A 24,770-nucleotide genomic window follows, 5' to 3' on the forward strand; every position below is an offset into this window, starting at 1 on the left:
GCCTGCATGGCGATGGCGCTCTCCGCGCCGGCCGCCGCGACCGATCCCAGCTTCCTGCTCGGCGCCACCGCCCGCGACTTCCACAGCTACTTTCCCACCCAGCTCGGCAACGGCTACATCAGCACCCTGAGCGCTCCGCGCGGCACCGAGGGCAACCTGGCCTACATGGTCGCCTTCATGGACTACGCCCAGGGCGACATCTCGCGGCCCGCCGCCGTGCCGGGCTGGAGCGGCATCGACTACAGCACCGGCAACGCTCCTTCGGGCCATTTCTGGCTGAACCAGGCGGCGCTCGATTCGGCCACGTTCCAGGATTACCGGCAGGTGCTCGACCTGCACGACGGCACGCTGACCACCCGCTACCGCTACGACGACCACGGCCGCGCGACGCGCATCGAGGTGACCTCGCTGGTCAGCCAGGCCTCGCCGCACCTGGCGGCGACGCAGTTGTCGATCACGCCGGAGTTCGACGGCGAGGTGGAGCTTTCCTTCCCGCTCGACCTGTGGGCGCCGCACCAGCCGCGCTTCGACCTGGCCAGACTCACCGGCGAGCAGGTGCTGGAGGCGGTGGCGGCGAACAACCTGAAGCTCCAGGCGGTCCCGCCCGCCACGCCGGACCGCGCCGCGCTGTGGTACCACGGCGATACCCACGTGCTTGCCGCCGACGGCGATGCGCGCGACCTGACCTTGTGGCTGGACGGCCGCGCCGAGCAGGGCCTGGCGATGGGCGAGGCGGTGGCCGTGGCGCTGCCCGAGGGCCTCGCACCTGCCGATGCGCGCGTGTACCGCAGTCCCTGGCGGCTTTCCCTGGAACTGAAGGCGAGGGTGCACAAGGGCCGCACCTATACCTTCGGCAAATTCGTCGCCCTGTCGCGCGAAGGCTGGGGCGACGATGCGAAAGCGGACCTGGCGCTGGCCAGGGCCGCGCGCAAGGACGGCTTCGCCCGGCTGCGCGAGGCACACGTCGCCGCCTGGCATGCGCTGTGGCGCTCGGACATCCGCATCGCCGGCGATCCGCAGATGCAGCGCGTCGTGCATGCGGACCTCTATTACCTGCTGTCCAACACCACGCCCGGCACTGCCTGGCCGAGCGGCGCCTGCGGCCTGACGCCGGGCTACGCCGCGCACGTCTTCTGGGACAACGACACCTGGGTGTTCCCGGCGCTGTTGCTGTTGCATCCGCAGCGCGCGCGGTCGCTGGTGGACTTCCGCAGCCGTACCCTGCCTGCCGCCCGGGCGCGCGCGAAGGCGAGCGGCCTGCGCGGCGCGAAGTTCCCCTGGGAATCCGATCCGCAGAACGGCACCGAGCAGGTGCCGTTCTCCGCCCACGTGCTCGGCGAGCGCGAGATCCACGTCAACGCCGACGTCGCCATCGCGCAGTGGCAGTACTACCTGGCCAGCGGCGACCGCGACTGGCTGGCCCGCCACGGCTGGCCGGTGATCCGCGACGTCGCCGACTTCTGGGTCAGCCGCGCCACCTACATCGCCGCCCGGCAGCGCTACGAGATCCACCACGTCACCTCCGTGCTGGAGGCGTACAACGACGTGCCCAACGACACCTTCACCAATGCCTCGGCGCGCAAGGCGCTGCGCATCGCCACGGCCGCCGCCGGCGTGGTCGGCGCGCAGGCGGACCCGCGCTGGGCCGAGGTGGCCGATCGCCTGTACATCCCGTTTTCCGAAAAAGACCGGCACCATCTCGACTTCGATCCCAGCGTCGCCCGCGACATCGACGCCTGGGGCGATACCGCGGTGGCTGCGCTGGTCTATCCCTCGCTCGACCTGCCGATGGATGTCTCGGTACGCCGCAACGATTTCCTTTATGCCACCGGATTGATCGAGCGCTCGCATCAGCCACTCAACAGCATGGGCCTGTCGCCGATGTCGATCGCCGCCGCCGCGCAGGGCGATGCCGCCGCTGCCGGCGCGTGGTTCCAGCGCAACCTCACCGCCGGCGTGATCAAGCCGCCTTTCGACGTGCCGACCGAAACCGCCACCAACAACACCGGCTACTTCCTCACCGCCGCAGGCGGGCTGCTGCAGAACATCCAGTACGGCTTCACCGGCCTACGCCTGCGGGAGGAGGGGCTGGTGCAGGCCTATCCGCCGGTGCTGCCGCCGGCGTGGCAGTCCTTCACGCTGACCCACGTAGCCTTGCGCGGCGCCTACTACGACATCACCGTGAGCCGCGGCCGCGACGGCCGCGCCGAGCTCACGCGGCGACCCGCGGAGGAAATGCCATGAACGTCCGCGCCCTGGGCTTGGTCGTGCTGGCCTGCCTGTTCGCGGCCTCGGCACGGGCCGGGGACAAGGCGGGCGTCAGGCCCGACGGCGCAGTCACCGCTCCGTCGGTAACCATCCCGTATTCGCGTTTCGCCTCGCCACAGGCGCGTGCGTTCTTCCCCAAGATGCTTGCTGCCGGTGCCCAGGCGCCGCCGCTCGGCGCGCCGATCGAACAGAGCCGGCGCTTCTACGACCGCCTCAACTCCGACCGCGCCGCGCGCATGCGCAAGCTCTACCCAGTGACCGTGCGCCACGAGACGATCGCCGGCGTCGGTGCCGACGTCGTCACGCCGGCGCAAGGCGTGAGCGCCGCCAATCGCCATCGGGTGCTGATCAACCTGCACGGCGGCGCGTTCCTGTGGGGCGCGGGCAGCGGCGGACTGGTCGAGGCCATCCCGATCGCGAGCCTCGGTCGCATCCAGGTGATCACGCTCGACTATCGGCAGGGACCGGAACACCGCTTTCCGGCGGCGAGCGAGGATGTCGAGGCGATCTACCGCAAGCTGCTCGAGACGCACAGGCCGGGCGAGATCGGCATCTACGGCTGCTCGGCCGGCGGCATCCTCACCGGCGAGGCGGTGGCCCGCTTCATCGCCGACAAGCTGCCGGTGCCCGGCGCGATCGGCACGTTCTGCGGCTCGCTGGTGACCATCGCGGGCGATTCGGCGTACGTCGGCCCGCTGCTCAACGGGCAGGGCGTGCCGCAGGAGCCGCTGGACCTGGTGCAACTGCCGTACTTCCACGGCGTCGACGCGAACGACCCGATGGTTCAGCCGGGCCTGTCGCCCGGGCTGCTGAAGCATTTCCCGCCGACCCTGCTGATCACCGGCACGCGCGACATGGCGCTGAGTTCGGTCGTGCACAGCCAGGCGCTGCTGTCCCAGGCCGGCGTCGAGGCCGAGTTGCACGTCTGGGAAGGCATGTGGCATTCGTTCTTCTCCGACCCCGAGCTGCCCGAGTCACGGCAGGCCTACCGCACCATCGTGGCGTTCTTCGAGCGCCACCTCGCCCCACCGCAAGAGGAAGCCCATCCATGAAGACCCGTCCGCGGATCGTCTCCCTGCTCGGCGCCACGGCGCTGGTCCTCTCCACCGCGGCCGGCGCCGCCACGCCGAGCCCGGCGAAGACGCAGGCCTACATCCACAAGGCCTGGGACACGCTCACACGCTCGCTGGAGGATTGCTCGGCGCTGCACGACCCGAAGATGGACGCGCGTCCGGTGCTCTACCTGCCGGCCGGCATCGGCAAGCCTTCCGGCATCGACGAGATCGCCAGGCGCTGCAAGGTCGAGGTGCGCACGCTGCCGAAGCGCATCGGCAAGCTGGGCGAGCTGATGCCTTCGGCGCTGCCCGCCGAGGGCCTGCTCTACCTGCCCAAGCCCTATGTCGTCCCGGGCGGCCAGTTCAACGAGATGTACGGCTGGGACAGCTACTTCATCCAGTTGGGCCTGCTCGCGGACAAGCGCGACGATCTCGCCCGCGACATGACCGACAATATGCTGTTCGAGGTCGAGCACTACGGCGGCGTGCTCAACGCCAACCGCACCTACTACCTCACCCGCTCGCAGCCGCCGTTTTTGAGCCGCATGGTCTCCGACGTGCTGGCCGCGCCCGGCGCCTTCAAGGACGAGGCCGAACGCCACGCCTGGCTGGCCCGCGCCTATCCGCTGGTGGTGGCCAACTACCACATCTGGACGCGGCCCGAGCATCGTGCGGGCGACACGGGCTTGGCGCGCTACTTCGACCTGGGCGCCGGGCCGGTACCGGAGATGCACGGCAGCGAGTACTACCGGGGCGTGATCGACTGGGTGCTGGCGCATCCGAAGCAGGATCCCGGTTATCTGGTGAAGGCTGCCGAGCATCCCGACGCGGCCGAGGCGGCCAAGCTCAAGAACGCGAGCTGCGACATCCAGGCCTCTCCGGTCTGTGCCGGCGCCTGGGCCAAGGGCTATCGCCTGAGCGCCGACTACTACCTCGGCGACCGCGCGATGCGCGAGTCCGGTTTCGACACCAACTTCCACTTCGGTCCCTACGGCGGCACCACCCACCACTACGCCGGCGTGGGCCTGAACAGCCTGCTCTACCGCTACGAGCGCGACCTGCACGACCTCGCCCTGCAACTGGGCAAGGTGGCCGAGGCGCAGCAGTGGGCCGAGGCCGCGGCCCGTCGCAAGGCCGCGATGGACAGGTACCTGTGGAACGAGCAGCGCGGCATGTTCATGGACTACGACTTCACCCGCGGCCAATCCTCCGGGCAACCCTACGTCACCACCTACTGGCCGCTGTGGGCCGGGCTCGCCTCGAAGGCGCAGGCCGCCGCGCTGGACAGACACCTGGCGGTGTTCGAGCGCAAGGGCGGGCTGTCGATGGACGACCTGGGCAGCGGCGCGCAGTGGGACGAACCGTTCGGCTGGGCGCCCACCAACTGGCTGGCGATCTCGGGGCTGGACGCCTATGGCTTCCACGGCGATGCGCGGCGGCTGGCCCGCAAGTTCATGGGCACGGTGGAAACCGGCTTCGCCCACGACGGCACCATCCGCGAGAAATACAACATGGCGCTGGGCAATGCCGACGTAAAGATCACTGCGGGCTACACCACCAACGTGATCGGCTTCGGTTGGACCAACGCGGTCTACCTCAAGCTGCACCAACTGCTGCAGGGTGCGCCGGCACCGGCGCCTGCCGCCGCGCGCAGCGCAGGGGCGGTGCACTGACGCGATTGTTCACGGGCGACGGCCGGCCGCTGCGCTATCCTTGCCGGCCTTTCGCCCCTAGCCCAGGATTGCCATGACCATCAACGTCACGTTCGAGACCAACCGCGGCCCGATCCACCTGCGCCTGCACGAGGACAAGGCGCCGGTGACCGTCGCCAGTTTCGTCAATCTCGCCCGCAGGGGCTATTACGACGGCCTGGCGTTCCACCGTGTCATCAACGACTTCATGATCCAGGGCGGCTGCCCGCTGGGCACCGGCACCGGCGGCCCGGGCTACAAGTTCGAGGACGAGTTCCATCCCTCGCTGCGCCACGACAAGCCTGGCGTGCTGTCGATGGCCAACGCCGGCCCGCGCACCAACGGCAGCCAGTTCTTCATCACCCACGGCCCGACCCCGTGGCTGGACGGCAAGCACAGCGTGTTCGGCGAAGTGATCGGCGGCGACGACCAGAAGGTCGTCAATGCGATCCGCCAGGGCGACACCATCGAGAAGGTCACCGTCGAAGGCGACGTCGACGCGCTGCTGGCCGCCCAGGCCGACCGCGTCAAGGAATGGAACACGGCCCTCGACCAGCGCGGGTGAGCCAGCCCGGGCGCCCTCCCTGCGACGGGGAGGGTGCCCCGCGACCACGGGGGCGCGGATCGCCGCCGCTGGCAAGGCTCCCCGGCCTGTCCGCCAAGCGGCTGCGGGGCGCGTGCTAAAATCCGTCGGTTACCTCACTCCCAATCCCCGAGGAAGCCATGCCCCAGCTCGCCCAGCGTGTCGGTCGCGCCAAGCCCAGCGCGATCATGGTGATCGCCGAGAAGGCCAAGCAGTTGAAGGCGCAGGGGAGGGACATCATCAGCTTCTCCATCGGCGTGCCCAACTTCCTCCCCGGCGAGCACGTCTACGCCGCGGCGCGCGAATCGCTCAGCCACGACTCCGGCCAGTACGGCAGCAACCGCGGCGCCGAGCCGCTGCTGGACGCCTTCCTCAAGCACATCGAGGCGCTGGGTTTCTCCGGCTACGGCCGCATGAACCTCTCGATCGGCATCGGCGCCAAGCAGGTGCTCTACAACCTGGCCGAGGCGCTGCTCGACGAGGGCGACGAGATCTGCTTCGCCGCGCCGTACTGGACCACCTACCGCGACATCGCCGACATCGTCGGCGCGAAGATGAACGTGCTGCCGTGCCCGTCGACGCAGAACTACAAGCTTGCGCCGGCGCAACTCGAAGAGGCCCTGAAACGCAAGCCGAAGGTGTTCCTCTTCAACAATCCGTCCAACCCGACCGGCATGGTCTACACGGCCGAGGAAATCGCCGCGCTGGCCGACGTGCTGGTGCGCTATCCGGACACCTGGATCGTCACCGACGACATCTACAACTCGATGGTGTTCGACGGCATCGGCTACCACAACTTCGTGTTCGCGCGTCCCGAACTGCGCGAGCGGCTGGTGTTCGTCGACTCGGTGTCCAAGACCTACGGCATGCCGGGCTGGCGCGTGGGCATGCTGGCCGGTCCCGAACCGGTGGCCAAGGCGGTCACGACGCTCAACTCCAACCACATCACCAGCGTGCCGGAAGTGATCACCGCCGCCGCGGTGGCCGCCTTCAGCGGTCCGCAGGATGTGCCGCAGGCCAAGTGCGCCGAGTTCGCCGCCAAGCGCGACATCGTGGTCGCCGCGCTGCGCGCGATCCCCGGCGTGGTCTGCCCGCGCCCGCAGGGCGCGTTCTACGCCTTCCCGGACATCTCCGTCGCTTTCGGCAAGTCGCACAACGGCACGCCGATCAACAGCGACGTCGACGTCTGCGCGGCGCTGCTGGAAGCCAAGGGCGTGGCCTGCGTGCCCGGCTCGGCCTTCGGCGAGCCGCATTCGCTGCGCATCTCCTACACCTGCCCGACGGCTCAGCTCGAGCCGGGCCTGAAGCGTATCCAGGAGTTCTTCGCCGAACTTCAATAGTGCCGGCGTAGGGTGGGCTTCAGCCCGCCATGCTTTCCGGCGACGGCCGGTGGGCTGAAGCCCACCCTACGCAAAGAATCGAACTTTCCATGGAGACACAATGATGAAAGCCCCCGTCCGAGTTGCCGTCACCGGCGCCGCTGGCCAGATCGGCTACGCGCTGCTGTTCCGCATCGCCGCCGGCGACATGCTGGGCAAGGACCAGCCGGTCATCCTGCACCTGCTCGAGATCACCCCGGCGCTGCCCGCGCTGCAGGGCGTGGTGATGGAGCTCAACGACTGCGCGTTCCCGACGCTCGCCGGTGTGGTTGCCACGGACGACGTCAACGTCGCTTTCAAGGACGTCGACTACGCGCTGCTGGTCGGCGCGCGTCCGCGCGGCCCGGGCATGGAGCGCAAGGATCTGCTCGAAGCCAACGGCGCGATCTTCGGCCCGCAGGGCAAGGCGCTGAACGACCACGCCAAGCGCGACGTGAAGGTGCTGGTGGTCGGCAACCCGGCCAACACCAATGCGCTGATCGCTCAGCAGAACGCACCGGATCTGGACCCGAAGTGCTTCACCGCGATGGTGCGCCTGGACCACAACCGCGCGCTCTCGCAGCTGGCTGATAAGACCGGCAAGCACACGACCGAGATCAAGAAGGTCACCATCTGGGGCAACCACAGCTCGACCCAGTACCCGGACCTGCACCACGCCACCGTCGACGGCAAGCCAGCGCTGTCGCTGGTCGACCAGGCTTGGTACGAGAGCGACTTCATCCCGACCGTGCAGCAGCGCGGCGCGGCGATCATCAAGGCCCGCGGCGCCTCGTCGGCCGCCTCCGCCGCTTCCGCCGCGATCGACCACATGCGCTCGTGGGCATTGGGCACGGCCGAAGGTGACTGGGTCTCGATGGGCATCCCGTCGGAAGGCTCGTACGGCATCGCGCCGGGCGTGATCTACGGCTATCCGGTCACCGTGAAGGATGGCAAGTACGCGATCGTACAGGGCCTTGAGATCAACGATTTCTCGCGCGCCCGCATGGATGCCACCGACAAGGAGCTGCGCGAGGAGCGCGGCGGCGTGGAGCATCTGTTCGCGAAGAAGTAACGCCATCGGTGATGGTTGAAAGGGGCGGCTTCGGGCCGCCCTTTTTCGTGGCCGCGCGCGCCTCAGAAGCGGACGCGGGTTGGGGCTTGACCGGGATTTCCCGCAAGCCTTGGCCCCTCACCCCAGCCCTCTCCCCGGAGGGGAGAGGGAGTGGATCCAGCACGCCGCGGGATGTCCGGTCACCCTCACTCCTTGCTCCCTCTCCCCTCCGGGGAGATGGTTGGGGTGAGGGGGCGCTCTTGCGAGGAACTCCATGCGCAGCGAACGCTGCCTTGGACGGCCCGCTACGCCGCAGCCTGCGAAGCCTGCCGCACATACGCCAGCATCGCCTGATCCACCGTGCTGCCGCTGCGCAGGTCCGGCTCGTTCGCGTAGGCCTCGCGGACGCGCGCGTGCGTGGCCGGATCGTCTCCGGCGTAGGCGCGGAAGAGTTCCATCCATCGTTGCGCGAGCTGGCGCACGTGCGGATCGGAAGGCGGCGTTCCGGCGTTCATGGCGTTGCGCACGCCGGCGATCAGCGGCGGCCAGTCGTACATCTGCCGGCCGTAGTTCGCGCGCATGCGTTCCATCTCCGACGGGAGCAGGTAACGCTCGAAGATCACCAGCCGCGCGTCGACCAGCGACTCCTCGATGAAGCGTTCCAGCGCCGGCGTGATGCCGTTGCGTTCGCGCAGTTCCGGCTCGTTGTCCTGCATGGCCTTCAGGCGGGTGATGAAGCCTGGGTTGTGGCCGGTGCCCCGCTGGACCGCTTCCATCCACTGCAACGCCAGCGCATGCGCATGCGGCGACCGATGCGTGACGCCACGATCCATCGCGGCCTGTACCTCACCGACCAGCGCATGCCAGTGCGCCGCCACGTCCGGATCGTTGTGCAGCGGCAGGTTCTTCAATTCTTCGGGCGAGAAATACTTTTCGTACATGGTCATCAGTTCCAGCGTGTCCAGCCAGTCGGCCAGGTCGGGGGACTGTCCGGCGGCGAGCTGCCCGCCGAGCGCGACCAGGCGATTGCGCAGGCGCGTGGCCCGCTCGAGCTCCTGGTCGAGCTGGGCGATCTGGCGGTCGATGACCTCGGCCAGCGGTTGCTCGGGCCCGGACAGGGCGGTTCCGATGTCGGCCAGCGACAGGCCGAGCTGGCGCAGTGCCTGGATGCGGTGCAGGCGTTCCACGCTGGCGCGGTCGTAGAGCCGGTAGCCGGCATCGGAGCGCAGCGAGGGCCGGAGCAGGCCGATGGCGTCGTAGTGGTGCAGCGTGCGGACGGTCAGTCCGCAGCGGCGGGCGAGTTCGCCGACGGTCAGCGGCATGGCTTCAGGTCTCCTCGGGTGCGTGGCGGGCACTTTCCGGGATGACGTTACGTGAGGGTCAAGCGTTGTGGCCAGCCGCATTCTCGCGGGATCCGGCAAGGCCTCCCCCATCCGCCCTTCGGGCACCTTCCCCCGCAGGCGTGGGAAGGATCCACGACGTGCCGCGCGCCCGGGACCGAGTTTTCCCCACGGGTAAGGATCAAAGGCGTGCCGTACGCCCCCGAAATCGAGCCTTCCCCCGTTTCACGGGGGAAGGTGCCGACAGGCGGATGGGGGCATCCTTGCGTGATCCGGCAAGGCTCCCCTATTCACCCTTCGAGCATCTTCTCCCGCAAGCGGGGGAAAGGATCAGCTTCATGCCGCGACGGCGGTGGGCGCCGAAGTGCGGATCAGGTGGTCGAAGGCCGCCAGTGCGGCGGTCGAGCCGGCGCCCATGGCGATGACGATCTGCTTGTATGGCACCGTGGTCGCGTCGCCGGCGGCGAACACGCCGGGCAGCGAGGTCTGGCCGCGGTCGTCGATGATGATCTCGCCGCGCGGGGTCAGCTCCAGCGTGCCCTTGAGCCACTCGGTGTTCGGCAGCAGGCCGATCTGCACGAAGATGCCTTCCAGCTCAAGCGTGCGCATCTCGCCGCCCACGCGGTCCTTGTAGACCAGCGCGGTCACCCGCTTGCCATCGCCCAGCACCTCGGTGGTCTGGCCGCTGACGACGATGTCCACGTTGGGCATGCTGCGCAACTTGCGTTGCAGCACGTCGTCCGCGCGCAGCTTGCTGTCGAACTCGATCAGCGTGACGTGGCTGGCCAGGCCGGCCAGGTCGATCGCCGCCTCCACGCCCGAGTTGCCGCCGCCGATCACCGCCACGCGCTTGCCCTTGAACAGCGGGCCGTCGCAGTGCGGGCAGTAGGCCACGCCCTTGTTGCGGTACTCGTCCTCGCCGGGCACGCCCATCTGGCGCCAGCGCGCACCGGTCGAAAGCACCACGGTCTTCGACCTCAGCGTGGCGCCGTTGGCCAGTTGCACCTCGACCAGGCCGTCGGTGGCGTCGCTGGCCGGGATCAGCGCCTGCGCGCGCTGCAGGTTCATCACGTCGACGTCGTAGTCGTGCACGTGCTGCTCCAGCGCGGTGCCGAGCCTGGGGCCCTCGGTGTAGGACACCGAGATGAAGTTCTCGATGCCCATGGTGTCCAGCACCTGGCCGCCGAAACGCTCGGCCACCAGGCCGGTGCGGATGCCCTTGCGCGCGCCGTAGACGGCCGCCGCGGCGCCGGCCGGACCGCCGCCGACGACCAGCAGGTCGAACGCGTCCTTGGCCTTGATCTTCTCGGCCTCACGCTCGCTCGAGCCGCTGTCCAGCTTGGCGACGATCTGCTCCAGGCTCATGCGGCCCTGGTCGAACAGTTCGCCGTTCAGGAACACGGTCGGGACCGACATCACCTGGCGGGCCTCGACTTCGTCCTGGTACAGCGCGCCGTCGATGGCCACGTGCTGGATGCGCGGGTTGAGCACGCTCATCAGGTTGAGCGCCTGCACCACGTCCGGGCAGTTCTGGCAGGACAGCGAGAAATAGGTTTCGAAACGGAAGTCGCCATCCAGGTCGCGCACCTGCTCGATGGTCTCGGCGGCGGCCTTGGACGGATGCCCGCCCACCTGCAGCAGCGCCAGCACCAGCGAGGTGAACTCGTGGCCCAGCGGGATGCCGGCGAAGCGCACGCTCACGTCGGTGCCGGCGCGGTTGATGGCGAACGACGGCTTGCGCGCATCGTCGTCGCGGCGCACCAGGCTGATCTTGTCCGACAGCGACGCGATCTCGGTCAGCAGTTCGTTCAACTCGGCCGACTTGGCGCTGTCGTCGAGCGAGGCGGCCAGCTCGATCGGCTGGACCAGCTTCTCGAGATAGGCCTGGAGTTGGGTCTTGAGGTTGGTGTCGAGCATGGTGGGCTCCAGACGGTCGAAGGGGATGGGCGCTTGCAGGAGCAGCCTTGAGTCGCGGTGCAGGGAGGGGAGGCGCCGGGAGAGAGGCGCCATGCGGCCCAGGCCGCTGCTGCAAGCACCCGGTCGGATGCCGCGGGAGGCATCCGGGCGGCGGGCGCCCGGATGCCGGTCTTGCGGGTGGATCAGATCTTGCCGACCAGGTCGAGCGACGGAGCGAGGGTCTTCTCGCCTTCCTTCCACTTGGCCGGGCAGACCTCGTTCGGGTGGGCGGCGACGTACTGCGCGGCCTTGACCTTGCGCAGCAGCTCCGAAGCGTCGCGGCCGATGCCGCCGGCGTTGATCTCGACGATCTGGATCTTGCCCGACGGGTCGATCACGAAGGTGCCGCGGTCGGCGATGCCGTCAGCCTCGATCAGCACATCGAAGTTGCGCGAGATCGCGTGGGTCGGATCGCCGATCATGGTGTACTGGATCTTCTTCACCGCGTCGGAAGTGTCGTGCCACGCCTTGTGCGCGAAGTGGGTGTCGGTCGAGACCGAATAGACCTCCACGCCCATCTTCTGGAACTCGGCGTAGTTGTCGGCCAGGTCCTCCAGCTCCGTCGGGCAGACGAAGGTGAAGTCGGCGGGGTAGAAGAACACGACCGACCACTTGCCCTTCAGGTCGGCATCGGTCACTTCGATGAACTTGCCGCTCTTGAAGGCCTGTGCCTTGAAGGGTTTGACTTCGGTGTTGATCAAGGACATCGCTGTTTCCTCGTTGGTGGTAGTAGTTGGCCCGACAAAGCATAGGCTTCCATAACCGATCAATCCAATTGATTGTCGGGATGGTACCGATTGATAAAGGCTATGGCTTGGCGGTGGCCGGGCTGGCGTGCCGGTCCGGTGGTGCCGGCCTGCCGCGGGGTTTGCCGTCAGGCGGCGGCTGCGGCGGCTGGGCGCACCTGCCGGTCCACCACCGCGGCGGTAACGATATCGCTGCCGACGTTGACGGTGGTGCGCAACATGTCAAGGATGCGATCCACGCCGAGCACGATGCCGATGCCCTCCGGCGGCACCCCGAAAGTGGCCAGCAGGCCCGCAATCAGCGGCAGCGAGCCACCCGGGATGCCGGCGACCGCGACCGCGCTCAGCACCGCCAGCAGCATCAACACGCCCTGGTGCAGCAAGGACAGCTCGATGCCGAACGCCTGCGCCACGAACAGCACCACGCAGCCCTCGAACAGCGCCGTGCCGCTCATGTTCATGGTCGCGCCCAGCGGCAGCACGAAGCCGGCGGTACTGGGCGAGAGCTTGAGCTCGTCGTGCGCCACCGCCAGCGAGGCGGGCAGGCACGCGCTGCTGGAACTGGTGGAGAAGGCGGTGACCAGCAGCGGGCGGATCTGGCGGAAGAAGCCGAGCGGGGAGCGCCGGGCCAGGAAGCGCAGCCACAGCGACATGGTGCCGAACAGGTGCAGCATCAGCGCCACCGCGCAACCGACCACGAACACCGACAGGATCAGCAGCACGTCCACGCCGACCTTGACGATCACGCTGTAGATCATCGCAGGCACCGCATACGGCGCCAGGCGCAGGGCGAAGCCGACGATGCCGGTCATCAGCTCGCTCAGCGTATCCAGCCCGTCCTGCACCTTGCGGCGCTTGTCCTCGGGCAGGGCGGTGGCGGCCGCGCCCACCAGGATCGCGAAGACGATCAGCGGCAGCACGTCGCCCAGCGCATTTCGGCTGTTGCCGACGAAGGCGCCGAACAGGTTGCGCGGCATGAACATCTCGACCAACACGGCCAGGCTAAGGCCCGGCTGTTCGGCCTTGCGCTGGACGGCCTGCATGGCGCCACCGCCGTACTCCTGCATCAGCAGCGCTCGCGCGCCTTCGGCCAGGTGATGGCCCGGCTGCAGCAGATTCATCATCAGCAGGCCGATCGCCACGCCGATCAGCATGTTCGCCGCGAACAACCCGAACGTGCGCAGCGCCAGTGGTCCGAGTCGGTCCAGTCGGCCCAGTTGCGCCACGCCGGAAGCCAGCGAGGCGAACACCAGCGGGATCACCACGAAGAACAGCATGCGCAGGAAGACCTGCCCGAACGGGTCCAGCACCGCCGTGGACACCGCCTGCATGGCCTGCAGCGTGGCCGGATGGAACTGCCCGATGCCCAGCGTGGCCACGGCGGCCACCACGCCGATGACCAGGCCCCAGAGAATGCGTGTCGCCAGCGGAGTCGATGTGCTCATGGGGCGACTGTGGCCAATGTGGGAAGGGTTCGCAAGATCCTGCGGACGGGTGGACGACGCCCTTGGGATGACGGGAGAAGCGCTTCCCACAAAGGCGAGCCGAGGCCCGTGCGGTATGAACCGTCCCGTCCCGGTGGGGCGCCGCGAAGCCCTGCGCCCCCGGTACGCTAAAATGCCCTTTTCCCCGGAGGCGACATGGCAAGCCAAGCATCCCCCGGCGCGCGTTTCCGCGCCGCTCTCGCCGCCGAGCAGCCGCTGCAGGTAATGGGCGCGATCACCGCCTATGCCGGACTGATGGCCAGGCGCGTCGGCTACAAGGCGCTCTACCTTTCCGGCGGCGGCGTGGCCGCCAATTCGCTGGGCATGCCGGACCTCGGCATCAGCACCATGGAAGACGTGCTCACCGACGCGCGCCGCATCGTCGACGCCACACAGTTGCCGCTGCTGGTGGACATCGATACCGGCTGGGGCGGCGCGTTCAACATCGCGCGCACGATCCGCTCCTTCATCAACGTCGGCGTGGCAGCGGTGCACATGGAGGACCAGGTCGGCCAGAAGCGTTGCGGCCATCGCCCCGGCAAGGAGGTGGTGTCGAAGGCGGAGATGGTCGATCGGGTCAAGGCGGCGGTCGATGCGCGCACCGACCCGGGCTTCGTGATCATGGCGCGTACCGACGCGGCGGCGGTCGAAGGCATCGACTCGGCGATCGAGCGCGCCTGTGCCTACGTCGAGGCCGGCGCCGACATGATCTTCCCCGAGGCGATGAAAACCCTGGACGACTACCGCCGCTTCAAGGCGGCGGTGAAGGTGCCGATCCTGGCCAACCTCACCGAGTTCGGATCCACGCCGTTCTTCACCACCGACGAGCTGGGCTCGGCCGGCGTGGACATCGCGCTTTACTGCTGCGGCGCCTATCGCGCGATGAACAAGGCGGCGCTGAACTTCTACGAGACCGTGCGCCGCGAAGGCACGCAGAAGGGCATCATCGACACCTTGCAGACGCGCGAGGAGCTGTACGACTTCCTCGGCTACCACGCCTACGAGGACAAGCTCGACGCGCTGTTCGCCGACAGCAAGGGCTGACCGGCAGTCCCGCAGGCCCCTGGCCTGCAGCCATTCGCGCGGACGGGCGCTGGTTCCGTCTCCGCATACGCAAGTCTCAAGGAGAACCCCCGATGACCGAGCAAACCCTCCCCAAGGCGAAGAAATCCGTCGCACTGTCCGGCGTTCCCGCCGGCAACACCGCGCTGTGCACGGTCGGCCGCAGCGGCAACGACCTGCACTACCGTGGCTATGACATCCACGATCTGGCCGCCAAGGGCTGCTTCGAGGAAGTGGCCTACCTGCTGGTGCACGGCGTGCTGCCGAACTGGCGCGAGCTGCAGAACTACAAGGCCAAGCTCAAGCGCCTGCGCGGCCTGCCGGCGCCGGTCAAGGGCGCGCTGGAGCTGCTGCCGGCGGCGACCCATCCGATGGACGTGCTGCGCACCGGCTGCTCGGTGCTGGGCACCGTGCTGCCGGAGAAGGAAGATCACAACCTCACCGGCGCGCGCGACATCGCCGACCGCCTGATGGCGAGCTTCGGTTCGATGCTGCTGTACTGGTATCACTTCAGCCACAACGGCAAGCGCGTGGAGACCGAGACCGACGACGAGTCGATCGCCGCGCACTTCCTGCACCTGCTGCACGGCAAGGCGCCGAGCGAGCTGCACGCCAACGCGCTGGACAAGTCGCTGGTGCTGTACGCCGAGCACGAGTTCAACGCCTCGACCTTCACCGCCCGCGTGATCGCCGGCACCGGCTCGGACATGTACTCGGCCATCACCGGCGCGATCGGCGCGCTGCGCGGTCCCAAGCACGGCGGCGCCAACGAGGTGGCGATGGAGATCATCGCCCGCTACCGCAATGCCGACGACGCCGAGGCGGACATCCGCGCGCGCGTGGAACGCAAGGAAATCATCATCGGCTTCGGCCATCCGGTGTACACGGTGTCCGATCCGCGTAACGAGATCATCAAGGAGATCTCGCGCAAGCTCTGCACCGAGGGTGGCAACCCGACCCTGTTCGAGGTGTCCGAGCGCATCGAGAAGCTGATGTGGGAGCTCAAGAAGATGTTCCCGAATCTCGACTGGTACTCGGCCAGTGCCTACCACATGATGGGCGTGCCCACCGCCATGTTCACGCCGCTGTTCGTCATCGCACGCACCTCCGGCTGGAGCGCGCACGTGATCGAGCAGCGCCAGGACGGCAAGATCATCCGCCCCAGCGCGAACTACACCGGCCCCGAAGACCAGAGCTACGTGCCGATCGAGAAGCGCTGACGCGTTGCAGTTGCCATGAAGCCCTCTCCCCTGCGGGGAGAGGGTTGGGGTGAGGGGCGGGGCTCGCGGGGGAACTCGCCCAAGGTCCCATGGAGAGAACCGCAGCTCGCGCCGCAAACCATCGGCGCCGTTGTTTTGGAGCACTGCGGAGGGACTGCCATATCCACGGCCTGTCCACGGGGAGGCCGTCACCATGGCACGCCTTCCCCGAGAGAGTCTCCGCATGCCGCATACAACGAAGCGTCCATCTCGGTCCGCGCTCGGCGCGGGCTTTTTGCTGGTTCCGCTCGCGCTGGCGAGCAGTGCCGCCATGGCACAGGATTCCACCGCGCTGCCGGATCGCGTAAGCGTGCGTTTGGGCGGCTACTTCGCCAACATGGACACCGACGTGACCCTGGCCGACCCGAGCGACACGCTCAGCGGCAAGATCAATCTCGAGGACGACCTGGGCTTCAAGCAGGACAAGACCGTGCCGCGCGTGCGCGCCGACTTCCTGCTCGGCGATCACCAGGGCCTGGCGCTGGACTACTACAGCATCGACCGCACCAGCCACCAGGTGCTGGCGCGCGACATCACCTACGACGGTGTGAACTACAGCGCCAACGCCGACGTGCGCGCCAAGCTGGATTTCGACTTCGGCAGCGCCGCCTGGCGCTGGTGGTTCGGGCAGGGCAACGATGCCTACGGCGTAGGCCTGGGGGCCGGCTGGTACCGGGTGAAGACCGCACTGGCGGGCGATGGTGCCTATGACCCGGGCCCGGGCGGCCCGCAGCCGGTCTCGGTGACGAGCACCAGCAACGACAGCGCATGGGCGCCGATGCTGCAGCTGGGCTGGCGGCACGCCTTCAACGACAACTGGCGCATGTACCTCGATGCCTCGGGCGTGCGCAAGAACGGCGGGCGCATCAGCGGGCATATCTACAACGCCGCGCTCGGCGTGGAATGGCTGCCCTGGCAGAACCTGGGTTTCGGCCTGGAATACGGCTACAGCCAGATCAAGCTGCACTGGAACAGGCGCATGTACGACGCAGACCTGGACATGACACTGAGCGGGCCGTCGGCGTTCGTCAACCTGCGCTGGTGAGAGAGAGAAGCGCGGCCGAGAGCGGCCGCGCTTTTGCCATCAGGCGGCTCGCGCCCGGCGGCGCTGCGCCAGCCAGCCGCCGCCGCAGATGAGTGCAATGAGCAGCGCATCCAGCGCGTAGCCGCACCACGGGCGTGGCTCGAACCATCCGCTCAGCAGATGATCATGGGCAATCATGCGGCCGGCCGTCCACGCGATGGCGCCTGCGCCAATGTAGACGATGACCGGGAAGCGCTCGATCAGCTTGAGGATCAGCGTCGAGCCCCACACCACCAGCGGCACGCTGATCAGCAGGCCGAGCACCACCAGTCCCAGGTGGCCCTTGGATGCGCCGGCGATCGCCAGCACGTTGTCCAGCCCCATCAGCGCGTCGGCCACCACGATGGTGCGCAGCGCCGCCCAGAAACTGTTGGCGGCATCCACCTCGTGCCCGCCTTCTTCGCCCGGCTTGATCAGCTTCCACGCGATCGGCAGCAGCAGCAGGCCGCCGGCCAGCATCAGGCCGGGCAGCTTGAGCAGGTAGACCACGATCGCGGTCAGCGCCACGCGCACGGCCACGGCGCCGAAGGTGCCCCAGAAAACGGCCTTCCTCTGCAACGTCTTGGGTAGGTTGCGTGCGGCCAGCGCGATCACGATCGCGTTGTCGCCGGCGAGCACGAGGTCGAGCAGGATGATGGCCAGGAGGCCGGAGAAGAAGTCGGTGCCGCTGAGTTCCATCGATGGGATGTCCGCGCGTGACTCGTGGCGATGACGAAGGACACGCGCAAAGGCCCGTCGCCACCGCAAAAGTCTCGTTCGCGAAAGGAACTCGCCGGGGTGACCGGGGCACGAAACGCGCCCGTGATGACGACCACCGCACGGAGCCGTGACGGCTCCGGAACTACTCCCCTTTGGGTGTGGCGATTGTCGGGGCGGCGCCGGTGACGGTCAAGCGCTCGTCGGCCGCGGACGCGGCGGCTGCAAGGGTGGCCGATGCGGCAGTCGTGCGGATGGCCGGATACAATGGCGGTTTTTCCCGCCGCGAGAAGCCCCATGAGTGCCCACGACATCCGCTCCGCCGTCCGCCCCGATCCCGACCAGCCGATGGTCGACGTCGCCAACTACGTGGCCGACTATCGGATCGAGTCCAAGGAGGCCTACGACACCGCGCGTTACATGCTGCTGGATTCGCTGGGCACGGCGATGCTGGCGATGAAGTTCCCGGAGTGCGTCAAGCACCTGGGGCCGCTGGTGCCGGGCGCCGACCTGCCGGGCGGCACCCGCGTGCCGGGCACCAGCCATGAACTCGATCCGGTGCAGGGTGCTTTCGCCATCGGCACGCAGATCCGCTGGCTCGACTTCAACGACACCTGGCTCGCGGCCGAGTGGGGCCATCCGTCGGACAACCTGGGCGCCATCCTGTCGGTGGCCGATTACCTCAGCCGCAAGGCGGAACGCGAGGGCGGCCAGCCGTTCACCGTGCGCGACGTGCTCGGCTACGCCATCAAGGCGCACGAGATCCAGGGCTGCTACGCGCTCAAGAACAGCTTCAACCGCGTCGGCCAGGACCACGTGATCCTGGTGCGCCTGGCCTCGACCGCGGTCGCCACCGCGATGCTCGGCGGCAGCAAGGAGCAGATCACCACCGCCGTGTCGCACAGCTGGATCGACAACGGCGCGCTGCGTACCTACCGCCACGCGCCCAACACCGGGCCGCGCAAGAGCTGGGCCGCGGGCGACGCCTGCCGCCGTGCGGTGACCCATGCGATCAATGCGGTGTACCGCGGCGTGGTGGGCTACCCGTCGGCGCTCAGCGCCAAGACCTGGGGTTACTACGACGTCGCCTTCAAGGGCAATGCGTTCGAGTTCGAGCGCCCCTTCGGCAGCTACGTGATGGAGAACGTGCTGTTCAAGATCAGCTTCCCGGCCGAGTTCCATGCGCAGACCGCCGTCGAATGCGCCATGCAGCTGCACGCGCAGGTGGCCGGCAGGATCGACCAGATCGAGAAGGTGGTGATCGAGACGCAGGAAGCGGGCGTGCGCATCATCGACAAGACTGGCCCGCTGGCCAATTACGCCGATCGCGACCACTGCATCCAGTACATGGTGGCGGTGCCGTTGATCTTCGGCCGGCTTACCGCCGAGGACTACAACGACGACGTCGCCGCGGACACGCGCATCGATGCCTTGCGCGCGAAGATGGAAGTCCGCGAGAACCCGCAGTTCACCAAGGATTACTTCGATCCGGACAAGCGCTACATCGGCAATTCGGTGCAGGTGTTCTTCAAGGACGGATCGTCCACCGAGAAGGTCTCGATCGATTACCCGATCGGTCACCGCAAGCGCCGCGCCGAGGGCATCCCGGTGTTGCTCAGGAAGTTCGAGGCGGCCCTGCGCGGCCACCTGCCGGCACACCGCGTCAAGGCCATCCTGGAGGCCACGGCCGACGCGGCGACGCTCGACGCGATGCCGATCCAGCGCTTCCTCGGTCTTTTCACGCTTTGAGGACAGTTAGCGCTATTGCCGGTCCGGCTGAATCAGCCAGACATCTGTAATGCGTTCCACAGAAAGCCCGGCCGCTGCGGCCGGGGCTTTCTCATTTTCACGCCATATCCACGCCACACAGGCGGCAATGGATAAAGGGCTTTGCTGAACAAGTCCTCACCAGGGAACCTACGCGGGCGTGAACGGCTTAACGGTTTTGCTACAATCCGTGCCGCTTGCCCGTAGGGACAGAAGCGAGGGGGCGGCTCAAGCTTCCAGAAAGTCAAAGTGAGTTTGACGCGCGGTCCGTATGAGGTGAAACGGCTGCGAACACCAATAAATGAAGGAGACACCTGATGAAACGTAAGGGCTTGTATTTTCTTATTGCCTTGGCCCTGGGCGGCGTAGGTGCCGTTCACGCGCAGGACAATACTGCCGATGCCGCCGGTGCCGCCGCCGCCACGTCCAGCACGGGCGATTATGACGGCCGTTGGTATATCGCCCCCACCCTTGGCGGTTACTACAACGACACCGATCGCAACACCAACAGCCGCCAGTTCTATTACGGCCTGGGCGTTGGTCGTTTCGTCGCTCCGAACGCCTCCATCGACCTGTTCTTCGACCGCACCAAGCGCAACCGTGATACCGCGGTGGGCGGCGGCAACTGGGCGAACAACAACGTCGGCGTCGCCGCGCGCTTTTACGCTGGCGACTGGAATGCCTGGCGTCCGTACGTGCTCGCCGGCGTGATGGGCAGCTACCACCTGAACTCGGGCGACCATGGCTGGTCGCCGGCCGCCGAACTGGGCGTGGGCGTGTCCAAGACCGTCGCCGAGAGCTCGGACATCCGCATCGAGACCGGCTACCGCTATGACTTCGACGACAAGAGCCAGCCTGCGGAAGACGGCTACGGCGACTGGTTCCTGGGCTTCAGCATCGTGTCGCGTTTCGGTGAGCCTGCCGCTGCCCCGCAGCCGGCCGCCGCTCCGCCGCCGGCTCCGGTCAACGACTGCTCCACCCAGGACGCCGACAACGACGGCGTGAACGACTGCGACGACAAGTGCCCGGCCACTGCCGCCGGCACCATCGTCGGTCCGGATGGCTGCCCGCAGAAGGTCGTGATCGACCTGCGCGGCGTGAACTTCAAGTTCGATTATCCGAAGAAGGGCCACGTCGACGCCAGCGAGATCAGCAAGTCGCTGGCCGAGCCGAGCTCCGACTCGGTGGCGATCCTCGACCAGGCCGTCGACACCCTGCAGCGTTATCCGCAGGTGCACGTGACCGTCGCCGGCTACACCGACTCGGTGGGCACCGACGCCTACAACCAGTCGCTGTCCGAGCGTCGCGCTAAGATCGTGTACGACTACCTGACCTCGCATGGCATCGATGCCAGCCGCCTGGAAGGCCCGATCGGCCATGGTGAGGCCGACCCGATCGACAGCAACGACACCGACTCGGGCCGCGCGCGCAACCGCCGCACGGAACTGCAGGTCCAGCAGTAACAGGACTGCACACGCAACAGGAAAAGCCCGGCTTCGGCCGGGCTTTTCTTTTGCCTCGCCTGCAGGTTGCCGGTCGCCTGCGAATGCCGCCTGCGCCGGGCATGAAGCCATCATCCTTGCGACCGCTCCCGCGGCGCCGATACGCTTGCCCCGGATGTCCCGCATTCCACGCCCACCCCTATCAGCCGGTGTCCCACGCCACGGATTGGCGCGCGTGCTGTCGAAGCAGGGCGTCTGTTCGCGCAGCGAGGCCGAACGATGGATCCGCGCAGGCAGGGTCGCCCTGGAAGGAAGGGTGGTGCGCGATCCGCAGCATCCCGTGCGCGCAGGGCAGGGCGGCATCACCGTCGACGGCCAGCCACTCGGCGTTGCGCAATCGTTCTATGTGATGTTCAACAAGCCGCGCGGCCTGGTGGTCAGCGCGGCGGACGAGCATGGCCGCGCCACCGTTTACGATGCGCTTGCCGCCGCCGGGCTGCCCTGGCTCGGTCCGGTCGGCCGGCTGGACAAGGCCAGCGAGGGCCTGCTGCTGTTGAGCAACGACACCCTTTGGGCTGCCGGCATCACCGATCCCGCCATGCACTGCGACAAGACCTACCACGTGCAGGTCGATTGCATTCCGGAAGAGGCGTTGCTGGAGCGGTTGCGCGCGGGCGTGATCGACCAGGGCGAGCGGCTCGCCGCGCGCCGGGTCGTTCCGCTGCGCGCCGGCGGGAAGAACGCCTGGCTGGAGATCGTGCTGGACGAGGGGCGCAACCGGCACATTCGTCGCCTGCTCGCTGCCCACGGAATTGGCGTGCTGCGGCTGGTCCGCGTGGCGATCGGCCCGCTTGTGCTGGGAGACCTGCCCAAGGGGCAGTGGCGGCACCTGACGGAAGACGAGGTCGTCGCGCTCAGGCGACGCTGAGCGCCATGCCCTCACGCGTCCGCAGCAGATGCAGCAGCGTTTCCGCAGCGGATGGCAGCGTGACCGCCGGGTCGCGCACGGCGTAGATGGCATTGGAGCAACGCCGTCCCGGCCAGCGCAGCAGGGCGAGCTTGGCGTCGGCGACGGCTGCCGCGGCGCAGTCTGCCGGCACGATCGACAGCCCCCGCCCATCCGCCACCCATTCGAGCACTTCTTCCAGTTCCTCGAAGTGCGCCGTGCATCGCAGGATGGGCGTGGCCGTGCCGCTTACCTGTGCGAACCAGGTGGCGAACACGTAGTCGCTCTCGTCGTAGGTGACGAAGGATTGCGCGGGCAGTTGCTCCAGCGGGGAGGGATTCACGCCGGCGGGCGCGACAAGGACCAGTTCCTCCTCGGTAATGACCTCGCACGCGAGCGACCCGGACGGCTGCGGGCAATGCACGAAGCCAAGGTCCGCGGTGCCGTCCGCGACGCTGCGCATTACTTGCGGAGCCGCCGGGTAATGCATGCGCAGCGCCACCTCCGCGAGCGGGCCGTCACGGAACATCGGAAGCAGCACGTAGCGGCCGAAGCCGCTGACGGCGGCGATGCGCAGCAGCGTGTCTCTGTCTGCCGGATCGTCCAGTTCATCGAGCACACGCGACCAGTCGCGATGCATGTCGCGGCAGAAGTCGAGCAATCGCTTGCCGCGTGCATTGGGCACGAGGCGGCCCACACCACGGTCGAACAAGGTCGTGCCGAGGCGTTCCTCCAGCCGCTTGAGCTGGTAGCTCACCGCCTGCTCGGTGCGGTGCATGACCGCGGCGGCCGCGCGCAGGCTGCCCGTCTCGCAGACGGCGCGGAAAGCGGGAAGGTAGCGCAGTTCCAGGTTCACGACGTCGCCTCAAAACGTTTTTCGCGGGCGTCAAAAAGATTCGCATGGCCGCCGGTGAGGGACAAGCCGACACTGCAGCCATCATGCTTTTCAACGGAGCTTGCCATGCCGATTCGCCATTCCGTTCGACGGGGACTGCTGGCCCTGGCGCTGTTGTCCGCCGCCTCTTCGCTTGCCGCCAAGGAGGGAGGCGCGGCGCACTTCTATTTCTACCGCCCCATGGCCGGCATGCAGCAGGCTTTCGAACAGGGTTACCGCCGGCACCTGGATTGGCATCGGCAGCATCGCGATCCACTCGTCTGGTACGGCTGGACCATTGTCGATGGACCCCGTGCCGGCCAGTTCGTGGACGCCAGCGTGGGACGGCCCTTCGCCGCGTTCGACCACCGGGTGGATCCGGCTGGCGACGCGACCGATGCGGAGGCGAACGTACTGCCGCTTGCCACTCCGCTGGCGCGGCCCACCTACGCGCTGCTGCCCGGACTGGGCACCGGCACGCCGCTGGAGCAGGGCACGCCAGCCGCGACGGTCCAGGTAACCGTGTTCCACCTGCGCCCCGGAGCCGAGGCGCGCTTCGAACGCGCGGTGCGCGCGACGCGCCACCCACTGGCATCGTCGCCCGGCGCGCCGGTGCACACCTGGTACCGGCTGGTTGCCGGCGGCGAGACCCCGCAATACATGTTGATGGTTTCGCGCGAGGACTGGGCCAGCTTCGATCGCTTCGACCTCGACGTTGCCGGCTTGCTGGCGGGCAACGATGCCGCGCTGGCGGACTATGCCTCGGCCGTGCGCTCGGCGGAGACCGAAACGTGGCGCTATCGCCCCGAACTGAGCCTGTTCCCTCCAGGGAACAAATGAGGACGACGTGCCGGGCGTGCGCGCCTGGCCCTGCGGCCAAACGGCGGCAGGGCCGGCGGACGGGGCCTGCTCAGCCGATCACGCCAAGCTGCTTGCCGATCTTGGTGAACGCGGCGATCGCGCGGTCCAGGTGCTCGCGGGTATGCGCCGCGCTCATCTGCGTGCGGATGCGCGCCTGGCCCTGCGGCACCACCGGATAGAAGAAGCCGGTGACGTAGATACCTTCCTCCAGCAATGCGGCGGCCATCGCCTGCGCCTTGGGCGCGTCGTAGATCATCACCGGCACGATCGGGTGCACGCCCGGCTTGATGTCGAAACCGGCTTCAGTCATCGCCTTGCGGAAGTAGGCGGTGTTGTCCTGCACCCGCGTGCGCAGCTCGCCAGCCGAGACCAGCATGTCGACTACCTTGATCGCGGCGGCCACCACATGTGGCGGCAGCGAGTTGGAGAACAGATAGGGCCGCGAGCGCTGGCGCAGCAGCTCGATCACTTCCTTAGGGCCCGTGGTGAAGCCGCCCAGTGCGCCGCCCAGCGCCTTGCCCAACGTCCCGGTGAAGAGGTCGATCTGGTCCATCACGCCATGCACCTCGGCCGAACCGCGGCCGGTGGCGCCGAGGAAGCCGGTCGCGTGGCATTCGTCGATGTGCACCATCGCGTTGTATTTCTTCGCCAAGGCGGTGATCCGGTCCAGCGGCGCGATGAAGCCGTCCATGGAGAACGAGCCGTCGCTGGTGATCAGCTTGGTGCGCGCGCCGGCGGCGTCGGCCGCCTGCAACTGCTTTTCCAGGTCCGCCATGTCGCAGTTGGCGTAGCGGAAACGCTTGGCCTTGCACAGGCGGATGCCGTCGATGATCGAGGCGTGGTTGAGCGCATCGGAAATGATCGCGTCCTCCTCGCCCAGCAGCGGCTCGTACAGGCCGCCGTTGGCGTCGAAGCAGGCGGCGTAGAGGATGGTGTCCTCGGTGCCGAAGAATGCGGCGATCTTCGCCTCGAGCTGCTTGTGCAGGTCCTGCGTGCCGCAGATGAAGCGCACCGAGGCCATGCCGAAGCCGTGCGTGTCCAGCGCGTGCTTGGCGGCGGCGATCACGTCCGGGTGGTCGGCCAGCCCCAGGTAGTTGTTGGCGCAGAAGTTGAGCACCTTGCGGCCGTTGGCCAGCTCGATCTCCGCGGACTGCGGCGAGACGATGATGCGCTCGCCCTTGAACAGGCCCTGCTCGCGGATGGACTCCAGTTCGGCGGCGTAGCGGTCGCGGGCGGTGTAGGTCACG

At 67.8% G+C, this 24,770-nt stretch carries 20 protein-coding genes; 13 read left to right on the forward strand and 7 right to left on the reverse strand.

Annotated elements, in window-relative coordinates:
* Positions 1-6: 6 nt before the first annotated feature.
* From AAIL17_RS09440 to AAIL17_RS09465, 6 genes are all read left to right on the forward strand, one after another.
* The gene (locus AAIL17_RS09440) at positions 7-2,244 is read left to right on the forward strand and encodes a glycoside hydrolase family 65 protein (protein ID WP_424682578.1); all 2,238 of its coding nucleotides are present in this window, start codon (positions 7-9) and stop codon (positions 2,242-2,244) included.
* Positions 2,241-3,320 (forward strand): alpha/beta hydrolase, encoded by a 1,080-nt coding sequence (locus AAIL17_RS09445; RefSeq protein ID WP_424682579.1) that lies wholly within the window; start codon positions 2,241-2,243, stop codon positions 3,318-3,320. Before AAIL17_RS09440 ends, AAIL17_RS09445 begins: the two co-directional genes overlap by 4 nt.
* Complete coding sequence (locus AAIL17_RS09450) at positions 3,317-4,996, forward strand: trehalase family glycosidase (RefSeq protein ID WP_424682580.1); 1,680 nt, start codon at positions 3,317-3,319, stop codon at positions 4,994-4,996. Before AAIL17_RS09445 ends, AAIL17_RS09450 begins: the two co-directional genes overlap by 4 nt.
* Positions 4,997-5,069: 73 nt before the next feature.
* Complete coding sequence (locus AAIL17_RS09455; RefSeq protein ID WP_424682581.1) at positions 5,070-5,579, forward strand: peptidylprolyl isomerase; 510 nt, start codon at positions 5,070-5,072, stop codon at positions 5,577-5,579.
* A 158-nt stretch (positions 5,580-5,737) separates the two neighbouring features.
* Positions 5,738-6,937 (forward strand): pyridoxal phosphate-dependent aminotransferase, encoded by a 1,200-nt coding sequence (locus tag AAIL17_RS09460; RefSeq protein ID WP_424682582.1) that lies wholly within the window; start codon positions 5,738-5,740, stop codon positions 6,935-6,937.
* A 103-nt stretch (positions 6,938-7,040) separates the two neighbouring features.
* On the forward strand, positions 7,041-8,027 hold the full coding sequence (locus AAIL17_RS09465) for a malate dehydrogenase (RefSeq protein WP_424682583.1): 987 nt from the start codon (positions 7,041-7,043) through the stop codon (positions 8,025-8,027).
* Between the two features lie 284 nt (positions 8,028-8,311).
* Here the strand turns inward: AAIL17_RS09465 and AAIL17_RS09470 are convergent, their stop codons facing one another.
* From AAIL17_RS09470 to AAIL17_RS09485, 4 genes are all read right to left on the reverse strand, one after another.
* Positions 8,312-9,328 carry a MerR family transcriptional regulator gene (locus AAIL17_RS09470; protein WP_424682584.1) on the reverse strand — a complete coding sequence of 339 codons (1,017 nt, stop codon included), beginning with the start codon at positions 9,326-9,328 and terminating at the stop codon, positions 8,312-8,314.
* A 354-nt stretch (positions 9,329-9,682) separates the two neighbouring features.
* Entirely contained in the window at positions 9,683-11,263 is a 1,581-nt protein-coding gene (gene ahpF / locus AAIL17_RS09475) for an alkyl hydroperoxide reductase subunit F (protein WP_424682585.1), read from the reverse strand.
* A gap of 182 nt (positions 11,264-11,445) precedes the next feature.
* Positions 11,446-12,009, reverse strand: a complete 564-nt coding sequence (ahpC, locus tag AAIL17_RS09480) for an alkyl hydroperoxide reductase subunit C (protein ID WP_424682586.1) — start codon at positions 12,007-12,009, stop codon at positions 11,446-11,448.
* 167 nt (positions 12,010-12,176) lie between these two features.
* Positions 12,177-13,493 (reverse strand): dicarboxylate/amino acid:cation symporter, encoded by a 1,317-nt coding sequence (locus AAIL17_RS09485; protein ID WP_424682587.1) that lies wholly within the window; start codon positions 13,491-13,493, stop codon positions 12,177-12,179.
* 195 nt (positions 13,494-13,688) lie between these two features.
* Between AAIL17_RS09485 and prpB the strand changes: the two genes are divergently transcribed.
* The 3 genes from prpB to AAIL17_RS09500 all read left to right on the forward strand — a co-directional run bounded on the left by prpB (position 13,689) and on the right by AAIL17_RS09500 (position 16,898).
* Positions 13,689-14,576, forward strand: a complete 888-nt coding sequence (gene prpB, locus AAIL17_RS09490; RefSeq protein ID WP_424682588.1) for a methylisocitrate lyase — start codon at positions 13,689-13,691, stop codon at positions 14,574-14,576.
* Between the two features lie 92 nt (positions 14,577-14,668).
* A complete protein-coding gene (prpC, locus tag AAIL17_RS09495) occupies positions 14,669-15,814 on the forward strand; it encodes a bifunctional 2-methylcitrate synthase/citrate synthase (protein ID WP_424682589.1) in 1,146 nt (381 codons plus the stop codon).
* A gap of 310 nt (positions 15,815-16,124) precedes the next feature.
* Positions 16,125-16,898 (forward strand): hypothetical protein, encoded by a 774-nt coding sequence (locus tag AAIL17_RS09500; RefSeq protein ID WP_424682590.1) that lies wholly within the window; start codon positions 16,125-16,127, stop codon positions 16,896-16,898.
* Between the two features lie 39 nt (positions 16,899-16,937).
* Here AAIL17_RS09500 and AAIL17_RS09505 read toward each other — a convergent pair whose 3' ends face one another.
* On the reverse strand, positions 16,938-17,615 hold the full coding sequence (locus AAIL17_RS09505) for a TerC family protein (RefSeq protein WP_424682591.1): 678 nt from the start codon (positions 17,613-17,615) through the stop codon (positions 16,938-16,940).
* A 315-nt stretch (positions 17,616-17,930) separates the two neighbouring features.
* On the opposite strand from AAIL17_RS09505, the gene AAIL17_RS09510 reads away from it, so the two are divergent.
* From AAIL17_RS09510 to AAIL17_RS09520, 3 genes are all read left to right on the forward strand, one after another.
* Entirely contained in the window at positions 17,931-19,382 is a 1,452-nt protein-coding gene (locus AAIL17_RS09510) for a bifunctional 2-methylcitrate dehydratase/aconitate hydratase (RefSeq protein WP_424682592.1), read from the forward strand.
* A gap of 335 nt (positions 19,383-19,717) precedes the next feature.
* Positions 19,718-20,863 carry an OmpA family protein gene (locus AAIL17_RS09515; RefSeq protein ID WP_424682593.1) on the forward strand — a complete coding sequence of 382 codons (1,146 nt, stop codon included), beginning with the start codon at positions 19,718-19,720 and terminating at the stop codon, positions 20,861-20,863.
* Positions 20,864-21,017: 154 nt separating this feature from the next.
* Complete coding sequence (locus AAIL17_RS09520; RefSeq protein WP_424682594.1) at positions 21,018-21,770, forward strand: pseudouridine synthase; 753 nt, start codon at positions 21,018-21,020, stop codon at positions 21,768-21,770.
* Here AAIL17_RS09520 and AAIL17_RS09525 read toward each other — a convergent pair.
* Complete coding sequence (locus tag AAIL17_RS09525) at positions 21,757-22,644, reverse strand: LysR family transcriptional regulator (RefSeq protein ID WP_424682595.1); 888 nt, start codon at positions 22,642-22,644, stop codon at positions 21,757-21,759. The genes AAIL17_RS09520 and AAIL17_RS09525 overlap by 14 nt on opposite strands.
* Positions 22,645-22,749: 105 nt before the next feature.
* Between AAIL17_RS09525 and AAIL17_RS09530 the strand changes: the two genes are divergently transcribed.
* A complete protein-coding gene (locus AAIL17_RS09530; protein WP_424682596.1) occupies positions 22,750-23,502 on the forward strand; it encodes a hypothetical protein in 753 nt (250 codons plus the stop codon).
* A gap of 70 nt (positions 23,503-23,572) precedes the next feature.
* Here the strand turns inward: AAIL17_RS09530 and kbl are convergent, their stop codons facing one another.
* Entirely contained in the window at positions 23,573-24,769 is a 1,197-nt protein-coding gene (gene kbl, locus AAIL17_RS09535) for a glycine C-acetyltransferase (protein WP_424682597.1), read from the reverse strand.
* Position 24,770: the final 1 nt, after the last annotated feature.

Origin of the sequence: Frateuria sp. YIM B11624, assembly GCF_049727805.1 — a bacterium.
Taxonomy (GTDB): domain Bacteria; phylum Pseudomonadota; class Gammaproteobacteria; order Xanthomonadales; family Rhodanobacteraceae; genus Frateuria_A.

Excerpts from the sequence above, each read along its gene's own strand:
- ahpF (WP_424682585.1), bottom strand. The coding sequence starts at position 11,263 with ATGCTCGACACCAACCTCAAGACCCAACTCCAGGCCTATCTCGAGAAG.
- AAIL17_RS09505 (WP_424682591.1), bottom strand. The coding sequence starts at position 17,615 with ATGGAACTCAGCGGCACCGACTTCTTCTCCGGCCTCCTGGCCATCATC.
- AAIL17_RS09520 (WP_424682594.1), top strand. The coding sequence starts at position 21,018 with ATGTCCCGCATTCCACGCCCACCCCTATCAGCCGGTGTCCCACGCCAC.
- prpB (WP_424682588.1), top strand. The coding sequence starts at position 13,689 with ATGGCAAGCCAAGCATCCCCCGGCGCGCGTTTCCGCGCCGCTCTCGCC.
- AAIL17_RS09450 (WP_424682580.1), top strand. The coding sequence starts at position 3,317 with ATGAAGACCCGTCCGCGGATCGTCTCCCTGCTCGGCGCCACGGCGCTG.
- AAIL17_RS09440 (WP_424682578.1), top strand. The coding sequence starts at position 7 with ATGGCGATGGCGCTCTCCGCGCCGGCCGCCGCGACCGATCCCAGCTTC.
- prpC (WP_424682589.1), top strand. The coding sequence starts at position 14,669 with ATGACCGAGCAAACCCTCCCCAAGGCGAAGAAATCCGTCGCACTGTCC.
- AAIL17_RS09510 (WP_424682592.1), top strand. The coding sequence starts at position 17,931 with ATGAGTGCCCACGACATCCGCTCCGCCGTCCGCCCCGATCCCGACCAG.
- AAIL17_RS09530 (WP_424682596.1), top strand. The coding sequence starts at position 22,750 with ATGCCGATTCGCCATTCCGTTCGACGGGGACTGCTGGCCCTGGCGCTG.
- AAIL17_RS09515 (WP_424682593.1), top strand. The coding sequence starts at position 19,718 with ATGAAACGTAAGGGCTTGTATTTTCTTATTGCCTTGGCCCTGGGCGGC.
- ahpC (WP_424682586.1), bottom strand. The coding sequence starts at position 12,009 with ATGTCCTTGATCAACACCGAAGTCAAACCCTTCAAGGCACAGGCCTTC.
- AAIL17_RS09460 (WP_424682582.1), top strand. The coding sequence starts at position 5,738 with ATGCCCCAGCTCGCCCAGCGTGTCGGTCGCGCCAAGCCCAGCGCGATC.
- AAIL17_RS09500 (WP_424682590.1), top strand. The coding sequence starts at position 16,125 with ATGGCACAGGATTCCACCGCGCTGCCGGATCGCGTAAGCGTGCGTTTG.
- AAIL17_RS09485 (WP_424682587.1), bottom strand. The coding sequence starts at position 13,493 with ATGAGCACATCGACTCCGCTGGCGACACGCATTCTCTGGGGCCTGGTC.
- AAIL17_RS09465 (WP_424682583.1), top strand. The coding sequence starts at position 7,041 with ATGAAAGCCCCCGTCCGAGTTGCCGTCACCGGCGCCGCTGGCCAGATC.
- AAIL17_RS09470 (WP_424682584.1), bottom strand. The coding sequence starts at position 9,328 with ATGCCGCTGACCGTCGGCGAACTCGCCCGCCGCTGCGGACTGACCGTC.
- AAIL17_RS09445 (WP_424682579.1), top strand. The coding sequence starts at position 2,241 with ATGAACGTCCGCGCCCTGGGCTTGGTCGTGCTGGCCTGCCTGTTCGCG.
- AAIL17_RS09455 (WP_424682581.1), top strand. The coding sequence starts at position 5,070 with ATGACCATCAACGTCACGTTCGAGACCAACCGCGGCCCGATCCACCTG.